This is a genomic window from Pseudomonas sp. B20(2017), assembly GCF_002113125.1.
Lineage (GTDB): Bacteria > Pseudomonadota > Gammaproteobacteria > Pseudomonadales > Pseudomonadaceae > Aquipseudomonas.
This window is the reverse complement of record NZ_NEJP01000009.1, coordinates 198,901-216,487: the sequence shown is the minus strand read 5'-3', so window position 1 is coordinate 216,487 and position 17,587 is coordinate 198,901. Positions and strand designations below refer to the sequence as shown.

The 17,587-nt window shown below is 57.6% G+C and carries 17 protein-coding genes; all 17 read left to right on the top strand.

Going from position 1 to position 17,587, the window contains the following annotated elements:
- Window positions 1-2 precede the first annotated feature (2 nt).
- The 17 genes from yidC to CAF63_RS15465 all read left to right on the top strand — a co-directional run bounded on the left by yidC (window position 3) and on the right by CAF63_RS15465 (window position 17,587).
- Complete coding sequence (gene yidC, locus CAF63_RS15550) at window positions 3-1,685, top strand: membrane protein insertase YidC (protein ID WP_007954136.1); 1,683 nt, start codon at window positions 3-5, stop codon at window positions 1,683-1,685.
- 81 nt (window positions 1,686-1,766) lie between these two features.
- Window positions 1,767-3,137, top strand: coding sequence for a tRNA uridine-5-carboxymethylaminomethyl(34) synthesis GTPase MnmE (mnmE, locus tag CAF63_RS15545; RefSeq protein ID WP_085686136.1), 1,371 nt, complete (start codon window positions 1,767-1,769; stop codon window positions 3,135-3,137).
- 556 nt (window positions 3,138-3,693) lie between these two features.
- Entirely contained in the window at window positions 3,694-5,592 is a 1,899-nt protein-coding gene (gene mnmG / locus CAF63_RS15535) for a tRNA uridine-5-carboxymethylaminomethyl(34) synthesis enzyme MnmG (RefSeq protein WP_085686134.1), read from the top strand.
- Entirely contained in the window at window positions 5,589-6,233 is a 645-nt protein-coding gene (gene rsmG, locus CAF63_RS15530) for a 16S rRNA (guanine(527)-N(7))-methyltransferase RsmG (RefSeq protein ID WP_085686132.1), read from the top strand. The genes mnmG and rsmG overlap by 4 nt, the downstream gene beginning before the upstream one ends.
- Before the next feature lie 18 nt (window positions 6,234-6,251).
- The gene (locus CAF63_RS15525) at window positions 6,252-7,049 is read left to right on the top strand and encodes a ParA family protein (RefSeq protein WP_007954142.1); all 798 of its coding nucleotides are present in this window, start codon (window positions 6,252-6,254) and stop codon (window positions 7,047-7,049) included.
- 9 nt (window positions 7,050-7,058) lie between these two features.
- Complete coding sequence (locus CAF63_RS15520) at window positions 7,059-7,931, top strand: ParB/RepB/Spo0J family partition protein (RefSeq protein ID WP_085686130.1); 873 nt, start codon at window positions 7,059-7,061, stop codon at window positions 7,929-7,931.
- 148 nt (window positions 7,932-8,079) lie between these two features.
- Entirely contained in the window at window positions 8,080-8,487 is a 408-nt protein-coding gene (locus tag CAF63_RS15515) for a F0F1 ATP synthase subunit I (protein WP_003229783.1), read from the top strand.
- 16 nt (window positions 8,488-8,503) lie between these two features.
- Window positions 8,504-9,373, top strand: a complete 870-nt coding sequence (atpB, locus tag CAF63_RS15510; RefSeq protein WP_085686128.1) for a F0F1 ATP synthase subunit A — start codon at window positions 8,504-8,506, stop codon at window positions 9,371-9,373.
- A 134-nt stretch (window positions 9,374-9,507) separates the two neighbouring features.
- Window positions 9,508-9,765, top strand: a complete 258-nt coding sequence (gene atpE, locus CAF63_RS15505; protein WP_003097235.1) for a F0F1 ATP synthase subunit C — start codon at window positions 9,508-9,510, stop codon at window positions 9,763-9,765.
- A 58-nt stretch (window positions 9,766-9,823) separates the two neighbouring features.
- The gene (locus CAF63_RS15500; protein ID WP_007954149.1) at window positions 9,824-10,294 is read left to right on the top strand and encodes a F0F1 ATP synthase subunit B; all 471 of its coding nucleotides are present in this window, start codon (window positions 9,824-9,826) and stop codon (window positions 10,292-10,294) included.
- A gap of 12 nt (window positions 10,295-10,306) precedes the next feature.
- Window positions 10,307-10,843: a F0F1 ATP synthase subunit delta gene (locus CAF63_RS15495; RefSeq protein ID WP_011336717.1), complete on the top strand. Its 537-nt coding sequence runs from the start codon at window positions 10,307-10,309 to the stop codon at window positions 10,841-10,843.
- Between the two features lie 21 nt (window positions 10,844-10,864).
- Entirely contained in the window at window positions 10,865-12,409 is a 1,545-nt protein-coding gene (atpA, locus tag CAF63_RS15490; protein WP_011336716.1) for a F0F1 ATP synthase subunit alpha, read from the top strand.
- Between the two features lie 50 nt (window positions 12,410-12,459).
- A complete protein-coding gene (gene atpG / locus CAF63_RS15485) occupies window positions 12,460-13,320 on the top strand; it encodes a F0F1 ATP synthase subunit gamma (protein WP_007954161.1) in 861 nt (286 codons plus the stop codon).
- A gap of 27 nt (window positions 13,321-13,347) precedes the next feature.
- Entirely contained in the window at window positions 13,348-14,724 is a 1,377-nt protein-coding gene (gene atpD / locus CAF63_RS15480) for a F0F1 ATP synthase subunit beta (RefSeq protein WP_007954162.1), read from the top strand.
- 45 nt (window positions 14,725-14,769) lie between these two features.
- A complete protein-coding gene (locus CAF63_RS15475) occupies window positions 14,770-15,195 on the top strand; it encodes a F0F1 ATP synthase subunit epsilon (protein ID WP_007954164.1) in 426 nt (141 codons plus the stop codon).
- A gap of 118 nt (window positions 15,196-15,313) precedes the next feature.
- Window positions 15,314-16,681: a bifunctional UDP-N-acetylglucosamine diphosphorylase/glucosamine-1-phosphate N-acetyltransferase GlmU gene (gene glmU / locus CAF63_RS15470; RefSeq protein WP_085686126.1), complete on the top strand. Its 1,368-nt coding sequence runs from the start codon at window positions 15,314-15,316 to the stop codon at window positions 16,679-16,681.
- A gap of 129 nt (window positions 16,682-16,810) precedes the next feature.
- Window positions 16,811-17,587 carry a DeoR/GlpR family DNA-binding transcription regulator gene (locus tag CAF63_RS15465; RefSeq protein ID WP_085686124.1) on the top strand — a complete coding sequence of 259 codons (777 nt, stop codon included), beginning with the start codon at window positions 16,811-16,813 and terminating at the stop codon, window positions 17,585-17,587.

Here is a 17,587-nt window from a genome sequence, read left to right as displayed (position 1 = left end):
TCATGGATATCAAACGCACGATCCTGATCGTCGCCCTGGCAATCGTGTCCTACGTCATGGTCCTTAAATGGAACCAGGACTATGGCCAGGCTGCCCTGCCGACTCAGAATGTTGCTTCCAGTACGACTACATCCGGTTTGCCGGACACCGCCACTGGCAATAATGCTGCCGCCAGTGACGATATTCCGCGCGCCGCAAGCGATACCAGCGCACCTGCAGAAACGCCGGTCGCCGTCAGCAAGGATCTGATCCAGATCAAGACCGACGTGCTCGATCTCGCGATCGATCCACAAGGTGGTGATGTTGCCCAGCTGACCTTGCCGCTGTATCCACGTCGTCAGGATCGTCCGGACGTTCCGTTCCAGCTGTTCGACAATGGTGGCGAACGTACTTATCTGGCACAGAGCGGTCTGATTGGCACCAACGGTCCGGATGCAAACCCGGCCGGTCGTCCGATCTACTCCTCGGAGAAGAAGACTTATCAACTGGCTGACGGTCAGGACCAACTGGTCGTCGACCTGAAGTTCAGCAAGGACGGCGTCAATTACATCAAGCGTTTCACTCTGAAACGTGGCCTGTATGACGTGACCGTGACTTATCTGATCGACAACCAGAGCGCTCAGCCTTGGTCCGGTTCGATGTTTGCCCAGCTGAAACGCGATGCAAGCGCCGATCCTTCGTCCACAACTGCTACCGGTACTGCGACTTACCTGGGCGCCGCCCTGTGGACAAGTTCCGAGCCGTACAAGAAAGTGTCCATGAAGGACATGGACAAGGGTCAACTCAAGGAAACCGTCACCGGTGGCTGGGTAGCCTGGCTGCAGCACTACTTCGTGACTGCATGGGTTGCTCCGAAGGGCGAAAACAACATCGTCCAGACCCGTAAAGACAGCAAAGGCAACTACATCATCGGTTACACCGGTCCTTCGCTGACCGCTGCACCGGGTGCGAAAGTCGAGACCAGCGCTGTTCTGTACGCCGGTCCGAAAAGCCAGGCTGTGCTGAAAGAGTTGTCCCCAGGTCTGGAACTGACTGTCGACTACGGCATTCTGTGGTTCATTGCCCAGCCAATCTTCTGGTTGCTGCAACATATCCACAGCATCGTCGGCAACTGGGGCTGGTCGATCATCTTCCTGACCATGCTGATCAAGGGGATCTTCTTCCCTCTGTCGGCCGCCAGCTACAAGTCGATGGCCCGCATGCGCGCCGTGGCTCCGAAACTGGCTGCACTGAAAGAGCAACATGGCGATGACCGGCAGAAAATGTCGCAAGCCATGATGGAGCTGTACAAGAAAGAGAAGATCAATCCGCTGGGCGGCTGCTTGCCGATCCTGGTGCAGATGCCGGTTTTCCTTTCGCTGTACTGGGTTCTGCTGGAAAGCGTGGAAATGCGCCAGGCGCCGTTCATGCTGTGGATTACCGACCTGTCAATCAAGGATCCGTTCTTCATCCTGCCGATCATCATGGGCGCGACCATGTTCATCCAGCAGCGTCTGAACCCTACACCTCCGGATCCGATGCAGGCCAAGGTGATGAAAATGATGCCGATCATCTTCACCTTCTTCTTCCTGTGGTTCCCGGCGGGTCTGGTGCTGTACTGGGTTGTGAACAACTGCCTGTCGATTGCCCAACAGTGGTACATCACGCGTAAGATCGAAGCGGCGACGAAAAAAGCCGAGGCGTAACTTACTCTGTGGATAACACCACTCAAAACGCCCCCTAGTGGGGCGTTTTGCTATCTGCCATTTTTGTCTGGATACCGGTTTATGAGCGCACCTCGTGAAACCATCGCAGCCGTCGCTACCGCCCAGGGCCGTGGCGGCGTGGGCATCGTTCGAATTTCCGGGCCGCTGGCCAGCGTTGCGGCCAAAGCCATCAGCGGCCGCGAACTGAAACCACGGTTTGCCCACTACGGCCCGTTCTTCAGTGACAATCAACAGGTGCTGGATGAAGGTCTGGCGCTGTATTTCCCCGGACCGAACTCATTCACCGGCGAAGACGTGCTGGAACTCCAGGGCCACGGCGGCCCGATCGTCCTCGACATGTTGCTCAAGCGTTGTCTGGAACTGGGTTGCCGTCTGGCCCGTCCGGGTGAGTTCAGCGAAAGAGCGTTCCTCAATGACAAACTCGATCTGGCGCAGGCCGAAGCCATCGCTGATCTGATCGAAGCCAGTTCCGCACAGGCCGCGCGCAATGCCCTGCGTTCATTGCAGGGTGCATTTTCCCAGCGTGTGCATAACCTCACCGAACAGCTGATCGGCCTGCGGATCTATGTAGAAGCGGCTATCGACTTCCCGGAAGAAGAAATCGACTTCCTAGCCGACGGCCATGTGCTGAGCATGCTCGACAAGGTTCGTAACGAGTTATCCACCGTATTGCGCGAAGCCGGGCAGGGCGCGTTGCTGCGTGACGGCATGACCGTGGTAATTGCCGGTCGTCCGAATGCCGGCAAATCCAGCCTGCTAAACGCACTGGCCGGTCGTGAAGCCGCGATCGTGACCGAAATCGCCGGCACCACCCGGGATATCCTGCGCGAACATATCCACATCGACGGCATGCCGCTGCACGTAGTGGACACCGCCGGTCTGCGCGATACCGATGATCATGTGGAAAAGATTGGCGTAGAACGAGCGTTGAAAGCCATTGGCGAAGCTGACCGAGTGCTGCTGGTAGTCGATGCCACTGCGCCTGAGGCTGCAGATCCCTTCGCCCTGTGGCCGGAATTCCTTGAAACCCGGCCGGATCCGTCGAAGGTCACGTTGATCCGCAACAAGGCCGATCTCACGGGTGAACCCATTGCCCTGGAAGTCAGTGACGATGGCCATGTGACGATCAGCCTGAGTGCCAAGTCTGCCGGTGAAGGTCTCGACCTGCTGCGTGATCACCTGAAGGCCTGCATGGGCTACGAGCAGACTTCGGAAAGCAGCTTCAGCGCACGCCGTCGTCACCTGGAAGCCTTGCGTCATGCCAGCGCAGCTCTAGAACACGGTCGCGCGCAGCTGACCTTGGCGGGTGCAGGCGAACTGTTGGCGGAAGACTTGCGTCAGGCCCAGCAGTCTCTCGGAGAAATCACCGGGGCTTTCAGCTCCGATGATCTGCTGGGACGGATCTTTTCCAGCTTCTGCATCGGTAAATAATCCTTCCGTTGTCCACAGACAGGTCCGTTCGCGACCTGTCTGTCTGTTCTCCCTTCCTCTTATTTCCCTCCTCCAGTGCCGGACAGATTTCTGCTCCTTAGCGGATTTTCCGTGTCCGCGATTCCCTCGTTCATCCGATTTCTGTGGATTAAGCCCTGTGAATAACTGCCGCTAAGGGCAGTTGATAACAGGGCCTGAAAACTGGACATAACTGCTGCTGTGGATAACCACCTCATTCATCCACAGGCTTACACGGGTTATCCAAGGGCCTCATGGCGACATGGCCACAGGGTTTTGAATCTCTGTACACATTGAAAATAAAGGCCTGTAGAAATCTATCCACAGAAATCATGGGCAGTAAGAATAAGCTTTAAAACAAAGGTTTTATAAATTTCTCTCTTTTTTATTCTTTTAACCGCAAGTTCTCCACAGCTGGTTAAATTTTGTGCAAAGGGTTCTTTAGGAAGGGCGAAGTCCCTATACTTGCCGACCAGGTCCAGAAACCTGATCTCAAACTATTCCTGAATTACCTACTTAAGCAGGCACGAGGTGCGTGGTGGATTTCCCTTCCCGTTTTGAAGTGATCGTCATCGGCGGCGGTCATGCCGGTACCGAGGCAGCACTGGCCTCAGCACGCATGGGTGCAAAAACCCTTCTGCTGACGCACAACGTGGAAACCCTCGGTGCCATGAGTTGCAACCCGGCCATCGGTGGCATTGGCAAAAGTCATCTGGTCAAGGAAATCGATGCCCTCGGCGGCGCGATGGCCATCGCTACCGATCTGGGTGGCATCCAGTTTCGCGTGTTGAACAGCCGTAAAGGCCCGGCCGTACGGGCGACCCGTGCGCAAGCCGACCGGATTTTGTACAAAGCCGCTGTCCGAGAAATTCTGGAAAACCAGCCGAACCTGTGGATATTTCAGCAAGCCGCCGACGATCTGATCGTCGAGCAAGAACAAGTACGCGGTGTCGTTACGCAAATGGGTCTGCGTTTCTTCGCGGATTCCGTGGTGTTGACTACTGGTACGTTCCTGGGCGGACTTATCCACATCGGTTTGCAGAATTTTTCCGGCGGTCGTGCTGGTGATCCACCGTCGATCGCCCTGGCGCATCGTCTGCGTGAACTGCCGCTGCGAGTCGGTCGCCTGAAAACCGGTACGCCACCGCGTATCGACGGCAAGTCTGTGGATTTCTCGGTAATGACCGAGCAGCCAGGCGATACGCCGATTCCGGTGATGTCGTTCATGGGCAACAAGGAACAACATCCACGGCAAGTCAGTTGCTGGATTACCCACACCAACGCCCGCACCCACGAAATCATTGCCGCGAACCTCGACCGTTCGCCGATGTATTCCGCTGCCGGCGAAATCGAAGGCATCGGCCCGCGTTATTGCCCGTCGATCGAAGACAAGATTCATCGCTTTGCCGACAAGGAAAGCCATCAGGTGTTCATCGAGCCGGAAGGCCTGACCACCCATGAGCTGTATCCGAACGGGATATCCACAAGCCTGCCGTTCGACGTGCAATTGCAGATCGTGCAATCGATCCGCGGCATGGAAAACGCGCACATCGTGCGTCCGGGCTATGCGATCGAGTACGACTACTTCGATCCGCGCGACCTGAAGTACAGCCTGGAAACCAAAGTCATTGGCGGTCTGTTCTTCGCAGGCCAGATCAACGGCACCACCGGTTACGAAGAAGCCGGCGCCCAGGGTTTGCTGGCCGGCGCGAACGCCGCGCTGCGTGCGAAAGGCAAAGAAGCCTGGTGCCCGCGTCGCGATGAAGCGTACATCGGGGTATTGGTCGACGACCTGATCACCCTCGGTACTCAAGAGCCGTACCGCATGTTCACTTCCCGTGCCGAGTACCGCCTCATCCTGCGTGAGGACAACGCGGACCTGCGTCTGACCGAAAAAGGTCGCGAACTGGGTCTGGTCGATGACGCGCGCTGGGCGGCGTTCTGCAAGAAACGCGAAAACATCGAACTCGAAGAGCAGCGTCTGAAAAGTACCTGGGTTCGCCCGGGCACTCAGCAAGGTGATGCGATTGCCGAGAAATTCGGCACGCCGCTGACTCACGAATACAACCTGCTCAATCTCTTGAGTCGTCCGGAAATCGACTACGCTGGTCTGGTCGAAGTGACCGGGCAGGGCGCCGAAGATCCACAGGTCGCGGAACAGGTCGAGATCAAGACCAAATACGCCGGTTACATCGACCGTCAGCAGGACGAAATTGCCCGTCTGCGTGCAAGCGAAGACACGAAACTGCCTGTGGATATCGATTACGCCAACATTTCCGGTCTCTCCAAGGAGATCCAGAGCAAGCTTGGCGCCACGCGCCCAGAGACGCTGGGCCAGGCTTCGCGGATCCCGGGTGTGACCCCGGCAGCAATTTCGCTGTTGATGATTCATTTGAAAAAACGCGGCGCGGGCCGTCAGTTGGAGCAAAGCGCTTGAGTTCTAAGGTCACTTCGCAGCACGCCGAAGAGTTATCCACAGGAGCCCGCGAGCTCGGTGTCAACCTCACTGAAACCCAGCACGAATTGCTGCTGGGTTATCTGGCCCTGTTGATCAAATGGAACCAGGCCTACAACCTGACCGCCGTTCGCGATCCGGACGAAATGGTGTCCCGTCACCTGCTCGATAGCCTCAGCGTGATGTCGTTCATCGAAAACGGTCGCTGGCTGGATGTCGGCAGCGGCGGCGGCATGCCGGGGATTCCTCTGGCGATCCTGTTTCCGGACTCGCAAGTGACCTGCCTGGACAGCAACGGCAAGAAAACCCGCTTCCTGACCCAGGTCAAACTCGAACTCAAACTGGATAACCTGCAAGTTATCCACAGTCGCGTCGAAGCGTTCCAGCCTGCACAGCCGTTCAACGGGATCATTTCCCGGGCATTCAGCAGCATGGAGAACTTTACCAACTGGACTCGCCACCTCGGCAATGCCGATACGCGCTGGCTGGCAATGAAGGGCGTTCATCCGGCCGATGAGCTGGTAGCATTGCCGGCAGACTTCAAACTCGATAGCGAACACGCCCTGGCCGTACCCGGTTGCCAAGGCCAACGCCATCTGCTGATACTGCGCCGCACGGCATGATTGGGAACACAAGCAAGAATGGCTAAGGTATTCGCGATAGCGAACCAGAAGGGTGGTGTGGGCAAGACCACCACCTGCATCAACCTCGCAGCATCCCTGGTCGCGACCAAGCGCCGGGTGCTGTTGATCGATCTCGATCCACAGGGCAACGCCACCATGGGTAGCGGTGTGGATAAACATGGCCTGGAAAACTCGGTTTACGACCTGCTGATCGGCGAATGCGATCTGGCCCAGGCCATGCACTATTCGGAACACGGCGGTTATCAACTGCTACCGGCCAACCGCGACCTGACGGCGGCCGAAGTCGTTCTGCTGGAAATGCAGATGAAGGAAAGTCGTCTGCGCAGCGCGCTGGCGCCAATCCGTGAAAACTACGATTACATCCTGATCGACTGCCCACCGTCGCTGTCGATGCTCACGCTGAACGCACTGGTCGCCGCTGACGGGGTCATTATCCCCATGCAGTGCGAGTACTTTGCGCTCGAAGGGTTGAGCGACCTTGTGGATAACATCAAGCGCATCGCCGAACTGCTGAACCCGAACCTGAAAGTCGAAGGCCTGCTGCGGACCATGTATGACCCGCGCCTGAGCCTGATGAACGACGTCTCGGCCCAGCTCAAGGAACACTTCGGCGATCAACTGTACGACACCGTCATCCCGCGCAACATCCGCCTCGCCGAAGCTCCGAGCTACGGCATGCCGGCGCTGGCCTACGACAAGCAATCGCGAGGCGCGCTGGCCTATCTGGCTCTGGCGGGCGAGATGGTTCGTCGTCAGCGCAAAAATTCACGTATCGCCGCTGCCCAGCCAACTTAAGGAATCCCCATGGCCGTCAAGAAACGAGGTCTCGGACGAGGACTGGATGCACTGCTGAGCGGTCCGACTGTCAGCGCGCTGGAAGAACAGGCAGCGCAGGCTGACAGTCGTGAGTTGCAGCACCTGCCACTGGACCTGCTGCAGCGCGGCAAGTATCAGCCACGCCGGGACATGGATCCGCAGGCGCTGGAAGAGCTGGCGCAGTCGATCAAGGCTCAGGGCGTAATGCAGCCGATCGTGGTTCGCCCGATTGGGGGTGGTCGTTTTGAAATCATTGCCGGTGAGCGTCGCTGGCGCGCCAGTCAGCAGGCCGGACAGGAAACCATTCCTGCGATGGTCCGCGACGTACCGGATGAAACCGCGATCGCCATTGCGCTGATCGAGAACATCCAGCGCGAAGACCTGAACCCGATCGAAGAAGCGGTGGCCCTGCAGCGCTTGCAGCAGGAATTCCAGCTCACCCAGCAACAGGTTGCCGAGGCTGTGGGTAAGTCCCGCGTCACCGTGGCCAACCTGTTGCGCCTGATTGCACTGCCGGAAGTGATCAAGACCATGCTGTCCCACGGCGACCTGGAGATGGGTCATGCCCGTGCATTGCTCGGTCTGCCGGACAATCAGCAGGTGGAAGGGGCGCGACATGTTGTCGCACGCGGTCTCACCGTGCGCCAAACTGAGGCACTGGTTCGCCAATGGTTGAGTGGCAAACCGGAGCCGGTAGAGCCTGCCAAACCTGACCCGGATATCGCCCGCCTCGAACAGCGTCTGGCCGAGCGCCTAGGCTCTGCGGTGCAGATCCGCCACGGCAAGAAGGGAAAGGGTCAGTTGGTGATCGGTTACAACTCCCTCGACGAGCTTCAAGGTGTGCTCGCACACATCCGCTGAAACAATTCCTCTTGTAGCGCGCAGTCGGAAATCACTACCTGACAGTTGAATAGGGGCAGAACCGCCCCTATACTCTGCGCGCATTTTGTCGGCACAAATTATGCCAAGTTATTGAATTTCGGCAGCCGACCATTGGAGAGCAATAGTGATGGAAACCCGCAAGCCAAACCGCCTGCCGTTCCATCGCCTGGCGGTTTTTCCGGTGTTGATGGCTCAATTTGTCATTTTGCTCATTGCCGCTTTGGCGCTCTGGCAATGGCATGGAGTCGTTGCCGGATACTCGGGACTTTGCGGAGGCCTGATAGCCTTGCTGCCCAATGTTTATTTCGCTCACAAGGCATTTCGGTTTTCCGGCGCCCGAGCAGCCCAGTCCATCGTCCGGTCTTTCTATGCCGGCGAGGCAGGCAAACTGATTTTGACGGCAGTGCTGTTTGCACTGGTGTTTGCAGGTGTGAAGCCACTGGCGCCGATCGCTGTATTCGGCGCCTTCGTGCTGACTCAGTCGGTCAGCTGGTTCGCTCCCCTGCTGATGAGAACAAGACTTTCGAGACCTTAGGGCGTTTGAGGCAACCATGGCAGAAACAACCGCTTCGGGCTATATCCAGCACCACTTGCAGAATCTGACCTTCGGTCAGCTACCCAACGGCGGCTGGGGCTTTGCCCACACCGCAGCAGAAGCCAAGGAAATGGGCTTCTGGGCTTTCCACGTCGATACCCTCGGCTGGTCGGTCGCGCTGGGTCTGATCTTCGTCATTCTTTTCCGCATGGCGGCCAAGAAGGCGACTTCCGGTCAGCCGGGTGCACTGCAGAACTTCGTTGAAGTCCTGGTCGAATTCGTCGATGGCAGCGTGAAAGACAGCTTCCATGGCCGTAGCCCGGTGATCGCACCGCTGGCACTGACCATCTTCGTCTGGGTGTTCCTGATGAACGCCGTCGACCTGGTACCGGTCGACTGGATTCCTCAGCTGGCCATCCTGATCTCCGGCGACCACCACATCCCGTTCCGCGCCGTGTCGACTACCGACCCGAACGCGACCCTGGGCATGGCGTTCTCGGTTTTCGCACTGATCATTTTCTATAGCATCAAGGTCAAGGGCCTCGGCGGCTTCATCGGCGAGCTGACCCTGCACCCGTTCGGCAGCAAGAACATCTTCGTTCAGGCCCTGCTGATCCCGGTGAACTTCCTGCTGGAATTCGTGACCCTGATCGCCAAACCGATCTCTCTGGCTCTGCGTCTGTTCGGCAACATGTATGCCGGCGAGCTGGTGTTCATCCTGATCGCTGTGATGTTCGGCAGCGGCCTGCTCTGGCTGAGCGGCCTGGGTGTTGTCCTGCAGTGGGCGTGGGCTGTGTTCCACATCCTGATCATCACCCTGCAGGCGTTCATCTTCATGATGCTGACCATCGTCTACCTGTCGATGGCGCACGAAGAAAACCATTAAGACCAGTCTCGACTAGTCTGATGTCCTTCCCGGTCAAACGGGAAGGGGCTCCTCACGGGGCACCATGAAACGATTTGTTTTACCGCTTTAATCTAAAAAACCTAAACCATACGACGTAAGAGTCGGGAGGAAAGATGGAAACTGTAGTTGGTCTAACCGCTATCGCTGTTGCACTGTTGATCGGCCTGGGCGCACTGGGTACCGCAATTGGTTTCGGCCTGCTGGGCGGCAAGTTCCTGGAAGGCGCAGCGCGTCAGCCAGAAATGGTTCCAATGCTGCAAGTTAAAATGTTCATCGTTGCCGGTCTGCTCGACGCCGTAACCATGATCGGTGTAGGTATCGCTCTGTTCTTCACCTTTGCGAACCCGTTCGTTGGTCAGATCGCTGGCTGATTACCCGGTTCTACCGAGTAATCTGATGTGATGGACAACGTAACTGCGAGGTGTTGGCGTGAACATTAATGCGACCCTGATTGGCCAGTCCGTTGCGTTCCTGATTTTTGTACTGTTCTGCATGAAGTTCGTATGGCCTCCGGTCATCGCAGCTCTGCACGAACGTCAAAAGAAGATCGCTGATGGTCTGGACGCTGCCAGCCGTGCAGCTCGCGACCTGGAGTTGGCCCAAGAGAAAGCGGGTCAGCAACTGCGCGAAGCGAAAGCTCAGGCAGCTGAAATCATCGAGCAAGCCAAGAAACGCGGTAACCAGATTGTCGAAGAGGCCGTTGAAAAGGCCCGCGTCGACGCTGACCGTGTGAAGGTTCAGGCTCAAGCCGAGATCGAACAGGAACTGAACAGTGTCAAAGACAAGCTGCGCGCCCAAGTGGGCTTGCTGGCTGTCGGCGGCGCCGAGAAGATCCTGGGTGCCACAATCGATCAAAACGCGCACGCAGAGCTGGTTAACCAACTGGCTGCTGAAATCTAAGCGAGGGCGATCATGGCAGAACTGACCACGTTGGCCCGACCTTACGCTAAGGCGGCCTTCGAGCACGCTCAGGCCCACCAGCAACTGGCCAATTGGTCAGCCATGCTCGGCCTGGCAGCAGCGGTGTCGCAAGACGACACCATGCAGCGCGTGCTCAAGGCCCCGCGACTGACGAGCGCAGAAAAGGCCGCCACGTTCATTGACGTGTGCGGCGACAAGTTTGATGCCAAGGCACAGAACTTCATCAATGTCGTTGCCGAAAACGACCGTCTCCCGCTTCTGCCGGAGATCGCCGCTCTTTTCGACCTGTACAAGGCCGAACAAGAGAAATCGGTAGACGTTGAAGTGACCAGTGCTTTTGCATTGAACCAAGAACAGCAAGACAAACTCGCCAAGGTTCTCAGTGCACGACTCAACCGGGAAGTGCGCCTGCAAGTCGAGGAAGACAGCTCCCTTATCGGGGGTGTGGTCATCCGCGCCGGCGACCTGGTTATCGATGGCTCGATTCGCGGCAAAATCGCGAAACTTGCCGAAGCATTGAAATCTTGAGTTTGAAGGGGCAGCAGAGCAATGCAGCAACTCAATCCTTCCGAAATAAGTGAAATTATCAAGGGCCGCATCGAAAAGCTCGATGTGACCTCCCAAGCCCGTAACGAAGGCACTGTCGTCAGCGTATCTGACGGTATCGTGCGGATTCACGGTCTGGCCGACGTCATGTACGGCGAGATGATCGAGTTTCCGGGCGGCGTCTACGGTATGGCCCTCAACCTGGAGCAAGACTCCGTAGGTGCCGTTGTACTGGGCGCATACACGACTCTGGCTGAAGGCATGAGCGCCAAGTGCACCGGCCGCATCCTCGAGGTTCCGGTTGGTAAGGAACTGCTGGGCCGCGTTGTCGACGCATTGGGTAACCCTGTTGACGGCAAAGGTCCACTGGGCAACACCGAGACCGACGCGGTCGAGAAAGTTGCTCCGGGCGTGATCTGGCGTAAGTCGGTAGACCAGCCTGTACAGACTGGCTACAAGGCTGTCGATGCCATGATCCCTGTCGGCCGTGGCCAGCGTGAGCTGATCATCGGTGACCGTCAGATCGGTAAAACCGCTCTGGCGATCGACGCGATCATCAACCAGAAAGACAGCGGCATTTTCTGCGTCTACGTGGCAATTGGTCAGAAGCAATCGACCATCGCCAACGTGGTTCGCAAGCTGGAAGAAAACGGTGCACTGGCTAACACCATCATCGTTGCAGCGAGCGCTTCGGAATCTGCAGCACTGCAATTCCTGGCTCCGTACTCCGGTTGCACCATGGGTGAATTCTTCCGCGACCGCGGTGAAGACGCGCTGATCGTTTATGACGATCTGTCCAAGCAAGCAGTGGCTTACCGCCAGATTTCCCTGCTGCTGCGCCGTCCACCAGGCCGTGAAGCTTACCCAGGCGACGTGTTCTATCTCCACTCCCGTCTGCTGGAGCGCGCATCCCGCGTTTCGGAAGAGTACGTAGAGAAGTTCACCAACGGCGCAGTGACCGGCAAAACCGGTTCCCTGACCGCACTGCCGATCATCGAAACCCAGGCTGGCGACGTTTCCGCGTTCGTTCCGACCAACGTGATTTCCATCACCGACGGTCAGATCTTCCTGGAATCGGCCATGTTCAACTCGGGCATCCGCCCTGCAGTGAACGCCGGTGTTTCGGTATCCCGTGTGGGTGGTGCCGCTCAGACCAAGATCATCAAGAAGCTGTCCGGTGGTATCCGTACCGCTCTGGCTCAGTACCGTGAACTGGCGGCATTCGCCCAGTTCGCTTCTGACCTGGACGAAGCGACCCGCAAGCAACTTGAGCATGGTCAGCGCGTTACCGAGCTGATGAAGCAGAAGCAATACGCGCCAATGTCGATCGCCGACATGTCGCTGTCGCTGTATGCCGCTGAGCGTGGGTTCCTGACCGACATCGAAATCACCAAGATCGGCAGCTTCGAACAAGCGCTGATCGCTTTCTTCAACCGCGATCACGCCGATTTGATGGCCAAGATCAACGTTAAAGGTGACTTCAATGACGAAATCGACGCTGGCCTGAAGGCTGGTATCGAGAAGTTCAAGGCCACCCAAACCTGGTAAGCCGCAGCGGGAGCCGCAAGGCTCCCGCTTGCTAACCTGATAGGTGTTACATGGCAGGCGCAAAAGAGATTCGCAGTAAGATTGCGAGCATCAAAAGCACGCAAAAAATTACCAGCGCCATGGAAAAAGTGGCGGTCAGCAAAATGCGCAAGGCACAAATGCGCATGGCTGCTAGCCGTCCTTATGCGGAGCGTATCCGCCAGGTAATTGGGCATCTGGCCAACGCCAACCCGGAATACCGCCACCCGTTCATGATCGATCGCGAAGTAAAGCGCGTCGGTTATGTCGTGGTGAGCAGTGACCGTGGTCTGTGCGGCGGCTTGAACACCAACCTGTTCAAGGCCCTGGTCAAGGACATGGCGGTAAACCGCGAAAACGGCGTCGAGATCGATCTGTGTGTCGTTGGTAGCAAGGGTGCGGCCTTTTTCCGCAACTTCGGCGGTAACGTCGTTGCAGCTATCAGCCACTTGGGTGAAGAGCCGTCGATCAATGATCTGATCGGCAGCGTCAAGGTGATGCTGGATGCCTACCTGGACGGCCGTATTGACCGCCTGTCCGTGGTATCCAACAAGTTCATCAACACCATGACGCAACAGCCTACCGTGGAGCAGTTGATTCCACTGGTGGCGACTCCGGATCAAGAACTCAAGCACCACTGGGACTACCTCTACGAACCAGACGCCAAAGAGCTGCTTGACGGCTTGATGGTGCGTTACGTGGAGTCGCAGGTGTACCAGGCGGTGGTCGAGAACAACGCGGCTGAACAGGCTGCGCGGATGATCGCGATGAAGAACGCTACCGACAACGCCGGTGATTTGATCAGCGATTTGCAGCTGATCTACAACAAGGCGCGTCAGGCTGCGATCACCCAAGAGATCTCGGAAATCGTCGGCGGCGCTGCCGCGGTTTAACGGTTCAAATATTCAGAGGATCCAGCTATGAGTAGCGGACGTATCGTTCAAATCATCGGCGCCGTTATCGACGTGGAATTTCCACGCGACAGCGTACCGAGCATCTACGACGCCTTGAAGGTTCAAGGCGCCGAAACCACTCTGGAAGTTCAGCAGCAGCTGGGCGACGGCGTGGTTCGTACCATTGCGATGGGCTCCACCGAAGGCTTGAAGCGCGGTCTGGACGTCAACAACACTGGCGCAGCCATCTCCGTACCGGTCGGTAAAGCGACTCTGGGCCGGATCATGGACGTACTGGGCAACCCGATCGACGAAGCTGGCCCGATCGGCGAAGAAGAGCGCTGGGGTATCCACCGCGCCGCTCCTTCCTTCGCTGAACAAGCCGGTGGCAACGAGCTGCTGGAAACAGGCATCAAGGTTATCGACCTGGTTTGCCCGTTCGCCAAGGGCGGTAAAGTCGGTCTGTTCGGTGGTGCCGGTGTAGGCAAGACCGTAAACATGATGGAACTGATCCGTAACATCGCCATCGAGCACAGCGGTTATTCCGTGTTCGCCGGTGTGGGTGAGCGTACTCGTGAGGGTAACGACTTCTACCACGAGATGAAGGACTCCAACGTTCTCGACAAGGTAGCCCTGGTCTACGGTCAGATGAACGAGCCACCGGGAAACCGTCTGCGCGTAGCGCTGACCGGTCTGACCATGGCCGAGAAGTTCCGTGACGAAGGTAACGACGTTCTGCTGTTCGTCGACAACATCTATCGTTACACCCTGGCCGGTACCGAAGTATCCGCACTGCTGGGCCGTATGCCTTCGGCAGTAGGTTACCAGCCGACCCTGGCTGAAGAGATGGGCGTGCTGCAAGAGCGCATCACTTCGACCAAGCAAGGTTCGATTACTTCGATCCAGGCCGTATACGTACCAGCGGACGACTTGACTGACCCGTCGCCAGCGACCACGTTTGCTCACCTGGACGCCACCGTCGTTCTGTCCCGTGACATCGCTTCCCTGGGTATCTACCCGGCGGTAGACCCACTGGACTCGACTTCGCGTCAGCTGGACCCGAACGTGATCGGCAACGATCACTACGAGACCGCTCGTGGTGTTCAGTACGTGCTGCAACGTTACAAAGAGCTGAAGGACATCATCGCGATCCTGGGTATGGACGAGCTGTCGGAAGCCGACAAGCAGTTGGTAAACCGTGCTCGTAAGATCCAGCGCTTCTTGTCGCAGCCGTTCTTCGTGGCTGAAGTCTTCACCGGTGCTTCGGGTAAATACGTTTCCCTGAAAGACACCATTGCTGGCTTCAAAGGCATCCTCAACGGTGACTACGACCACCTGCCAGAACAAGCGTTCTACATGGTCGGCGGCATCGAAGAAGCGATCGAGAAAGCCAAGAAACTGTAATCCAGGCGCCCGGCAACGGGCGCTAATTTAGGTTGAGGCAATCAGATGGCTATGACAGTCCATTGCGACATCGTCAGCGCGGAAGGAGAAATCTTTTCCGGCCTGGTCGAGATGGTGATTGCGCACGGTGCTCTGGGTGATCTTGGTATCGCTCTGGGCCACGCGCCGCTGATCACTAATCTGAAGCCAGGCCCGATCCGCCTGATCAAGCAAGGCGGGGAAGCCGAGGTGTTCTACATCTCCGGTGGTTTCCTCGAGGTTCAGCCGAACATGGTCAAGGTGCTTGCCGATACCGTGCAACGTGCCGCCGACCTGGATGAAGCTCAGGCTCAAGCAGCTCTCAAGGCTGCCGAAGCTGCTCTGCATGAGAAGAGCGCAGATTTCGACTACGGAGCTGCATCCGCACGTCTGGCCGAGGCTGCAGCTCAGCTGCGCACCGTCCAGCAGATCCGCAAGAAGTTTGGCGGTTAATCCGTCAGCCACTTGTTGTGCGATTGATAAAAAAGGGTAGCCTCGGCTACCCTTTTTTCTTTTCCGACTTTCAAAACCCCGGTCGCAGTTGCTGACCACCCAGGATTGGTAGCCAGTCATGTCTCTTGAAATCGTTATCCTCGCGGCCGGCCAAGGCACTCGCATGCGTTCCGCGCTGCCAAAAGTGCTGCACCCGATTGCCGGCGATTCCATGCTCGGTCATGTTATCCACAGTGCCCGTCAACTTGATCCACAGCGCATTCATGTGGTCATCGGCCACGGCGCTGATGTGGTGCGCGAGCGTCTGGCCGCTGACGATCTGAATTTCGTGTTGCAGGACAAGCAACTGGGCACTGGCCACGCCACGGCCCAGGCTGTTCCGTTCATCACCGCCGATACCGTACTGATTCTCTACGGCGATGTGCCGTTGATCGAAGTCGAGACCCTGCAGCGTCTGCTTAAGCACGTTGTACCCGGGCAGATGGGTTTGCTCACCGTCGAGCTGGACGACCCGACCGGTTATGGCCGCATCGTGCGCGATGCCGATGGCAAGGTCGCCGCGATCGTCGAACACAAGGACGCCAGCGAAGCGCAGCGGGCGATCACTGAAGGCAACACCGGCATCCTGGCGGTGCCGGCCAATCGCCTGGCGGACTGGATGAGTCGCCTGTCCAACAACAACGCGCAGGGCGAGTATTACCTGACCGACGTGATCGAGATGGCAGTCAGCGACGGCCTGACCGTCGCCACAGAACAACCGCACGACCCGATGGAAGTGCAGGGCGCCAACGATCGCAAACAGTTATCCGAGCTGGAGCGTCACTATCAGTTGCGCGCCGGTCGTCGACTGATGGCTCAGGGGGTCACCCTGCGCGATCCGGCCCGTTTCGATGTACGTGGCGAAGTGACCGTGGGTCGCGATGTCCTGATCGACATCAACGTGATTCTCGAAGGCAAGGTCGTCATTGAGGACGACGTAGTGATCGGCCCGAACTGCGTGATCAAGGACAGTACCCTGCGCAAAGGCGTCGTGATCAAGGCCAACAGCCACATCGAAGGCGCGGTGTTGGGCGAAGGCAGCGATGCGGGCCCGTTTGCCCGTCTGCGTCCGGGCACCGTGCTGGAAGCCCGCGCCCATGTGGGTAACTTCGTCGAACTGAAAAACGCCCGTATGGGCGAAGGCGCCAAGGCCGGACACCTGACTTACCTGGGCGACGCCGAGATCGGCGCCCGCACTAACATTGGCGCCGGCACCATCACCTGCAACTACGATGGTGCCAACAAGTGGAAAACCGTGTTGGGCGAAGATGTGTTCATCGGCTCCAACAATTCGCTGGTTGCTCCTGTGGATATCTCTGCCGGTGCAACCACTGCGGCCGGGTCGACCATCACCCAGAATGTGGATAACGCCCAGTTGGCGGTTGGCCGGGCGCGGCAGAAGAACATCGATGGCTGGAAGCGGCCGGAGAAAATCAAGAAGAGCTGAGTTATCCACAATGCTCGAATCAAAAAAGACCGCCGCCAGCGGTCTTTTTTTATGGGCGTCAGCTTGACGATTTGCAGCTGATAGGTTTTGATTGCTTCCGTTATCTTTCGAATCGAAACTTAATCAGCCATGTCGAAACGCAATACACCCCAACGTCGTCACAACATACTGGCCTTGCTCAGTAAACAGGGCGAAGTCAGTGTCGACGAACTCGCCAAGCGCTTCGAAACTTCGGAAGTTACGATTCGCAAGGATCTCGCCGCTCTGGAAAGTCATGGCTTGCTGCTGCGTCGCTATGGTGGCGCGATCACCATGCCCCAGGAACTGGTGGCGGACGTCAGTCAGAACGTTTCCAAATACAAACAGGCGATTGCCCGCGCCGCCGTCACACGCATCCGCGAGCACGCCCGCATCATCATCGACAGCGGCAGCACCACCGCCGCGATGATTCCCGAACTCGGCCAGCAGCCGGGGCTGGTGGTGATGACCAACTCCCTGCACGTGGCCAACGCCCTGAGCGAACTCGAGCACGAGCCTGTGCTGCTGATGACCGGCGGCACCTGGGATCCGCACTCGGAATCCTTTCAGGGCCAGGTCGCCGAGCAAGTACTACGCTCTTACGACTTCGACCAGTTGTTTATCGGTGCCGATGGCATCGACCTGGTGCGCGGCACCACCACTTTCAATGAGTTACTCGGCCTGAGCCGGGTGATGGCGGAAGTGGCGCGGGAAGTGATCGTGATGGTCGAGGCCGACAAGATCGGCCGCAAGATTCCCAACCTGGAGCTGCCATGGAGCAGCGTCCATACCCTAATTACCGATGATCGTCTGCCTATTGATGCACGCGATCAGATTCAGGCTCGCGGTATCAACTTGATTTGCGCGACTGTCAGTCAGGAGAAATAA

What these genes read in the sequence shown, in the direction of transcription:
- CAF63_RS15525 (WP_007954142.1), top strand. Translation starts at nt 6,252, where the DNA reads ATGGCTAAGGTATTCGCGATAGCGAACCAGAAGGGTGGTGTGGGCAAG.
- atpA (WP_011336716.1), top strand. Translation starts at nt 10,865, where the DNA reads ATGCAGCAACTCAATCCTTCCGAAATAAGTGAAATTATCAAGGGCCGC.
- CAF63_RS15475 (WP_007954164.1), top strand. Translation starts at nt 14,770, where the DNA reads ATGGCTATGACAGTCCATTGCGACATCGTCAGCGCGGAAGGAGAAATC.
- mnmE (WP_085686136.1), top strand. Translation starts at nt 1,767, where the DNA reads ATGAGCGCACCTCGTGAAACCATCGCAGCCGTCGCTACCGCCCAGGGC.
- atpD (WP_007954162.1), top strand. Translation starts at nt 13,348, where the DNA reads ATGAGTAGCGGACGTATCGTTCAAATCATCGGCGCCGTTATCGACGTG.
- CAF63_RS15465 (WP_085686124.1), top strand. Translation starts at nt 16,811, where the DNA reads ATGTCGAAACGCAATACACCCCAACGTCGTCACAACATACTGGCCTTG.
- CAF63_RS15515 (WP_003229783.1), top strand. Translation starts at nt 8,080, where the DNA reads ATGGAAACCCGCAAGCCAAACCGCCTGCCGTTCCATCGCCTGGCGGTT.
- atpB (WP_085686128.1), top strand. Translation starts at nt 8,504, where the DNA reads ATGGCAGAAACAACCGCTTCGGGCTATATCCAGCACCACTTGCAGAAT.
- atpG (WP_007954161.1), top strand. Translation starts at nt 12,460, where the DNA reads ATGGCAGGCGCAAAAGAGATTCGCAGTAAGATTGCGAGCATCAAAAGC.
- yidC (WP_007954136.1), top strand. Translation starts at nt 3, where the DNA reads ATGGATATCAAACGCACGATCCTGATCGTCGCCCTGGCAATCGTGTCC.
- CAF63_RS15520 (WP_085686130.1), top strand. Translation starts at nt 7,059, where the DNA reads ATGGCCGTCAAGAAACGAGGTCTCGGACGAGGACTGGATGCACTGCTG.
- CAF63_RS15495 (WP_011336717.1), top strand. Translation starts at nt 10,307, where the DNA reads ATGGCAGAACTGACCACGTTGGCCCGACCTTACGCTAAGGCGGCCTTC.
- glmU (WP_085686126.1), top strand. Translation starts at nt 15,314, where the DNA reads ATGTCTCTTGAAATCGTTATCCTCGCGGCCGGCCAAGGCACTCGCATG.
- atpE (WP_003097235.1), top strand. Translation starts at nt 9,508, where the DNA reads ATGGAAACTGTAGTTGGTCTAACCGCTATCGCTGTTGCACTGTTGATC.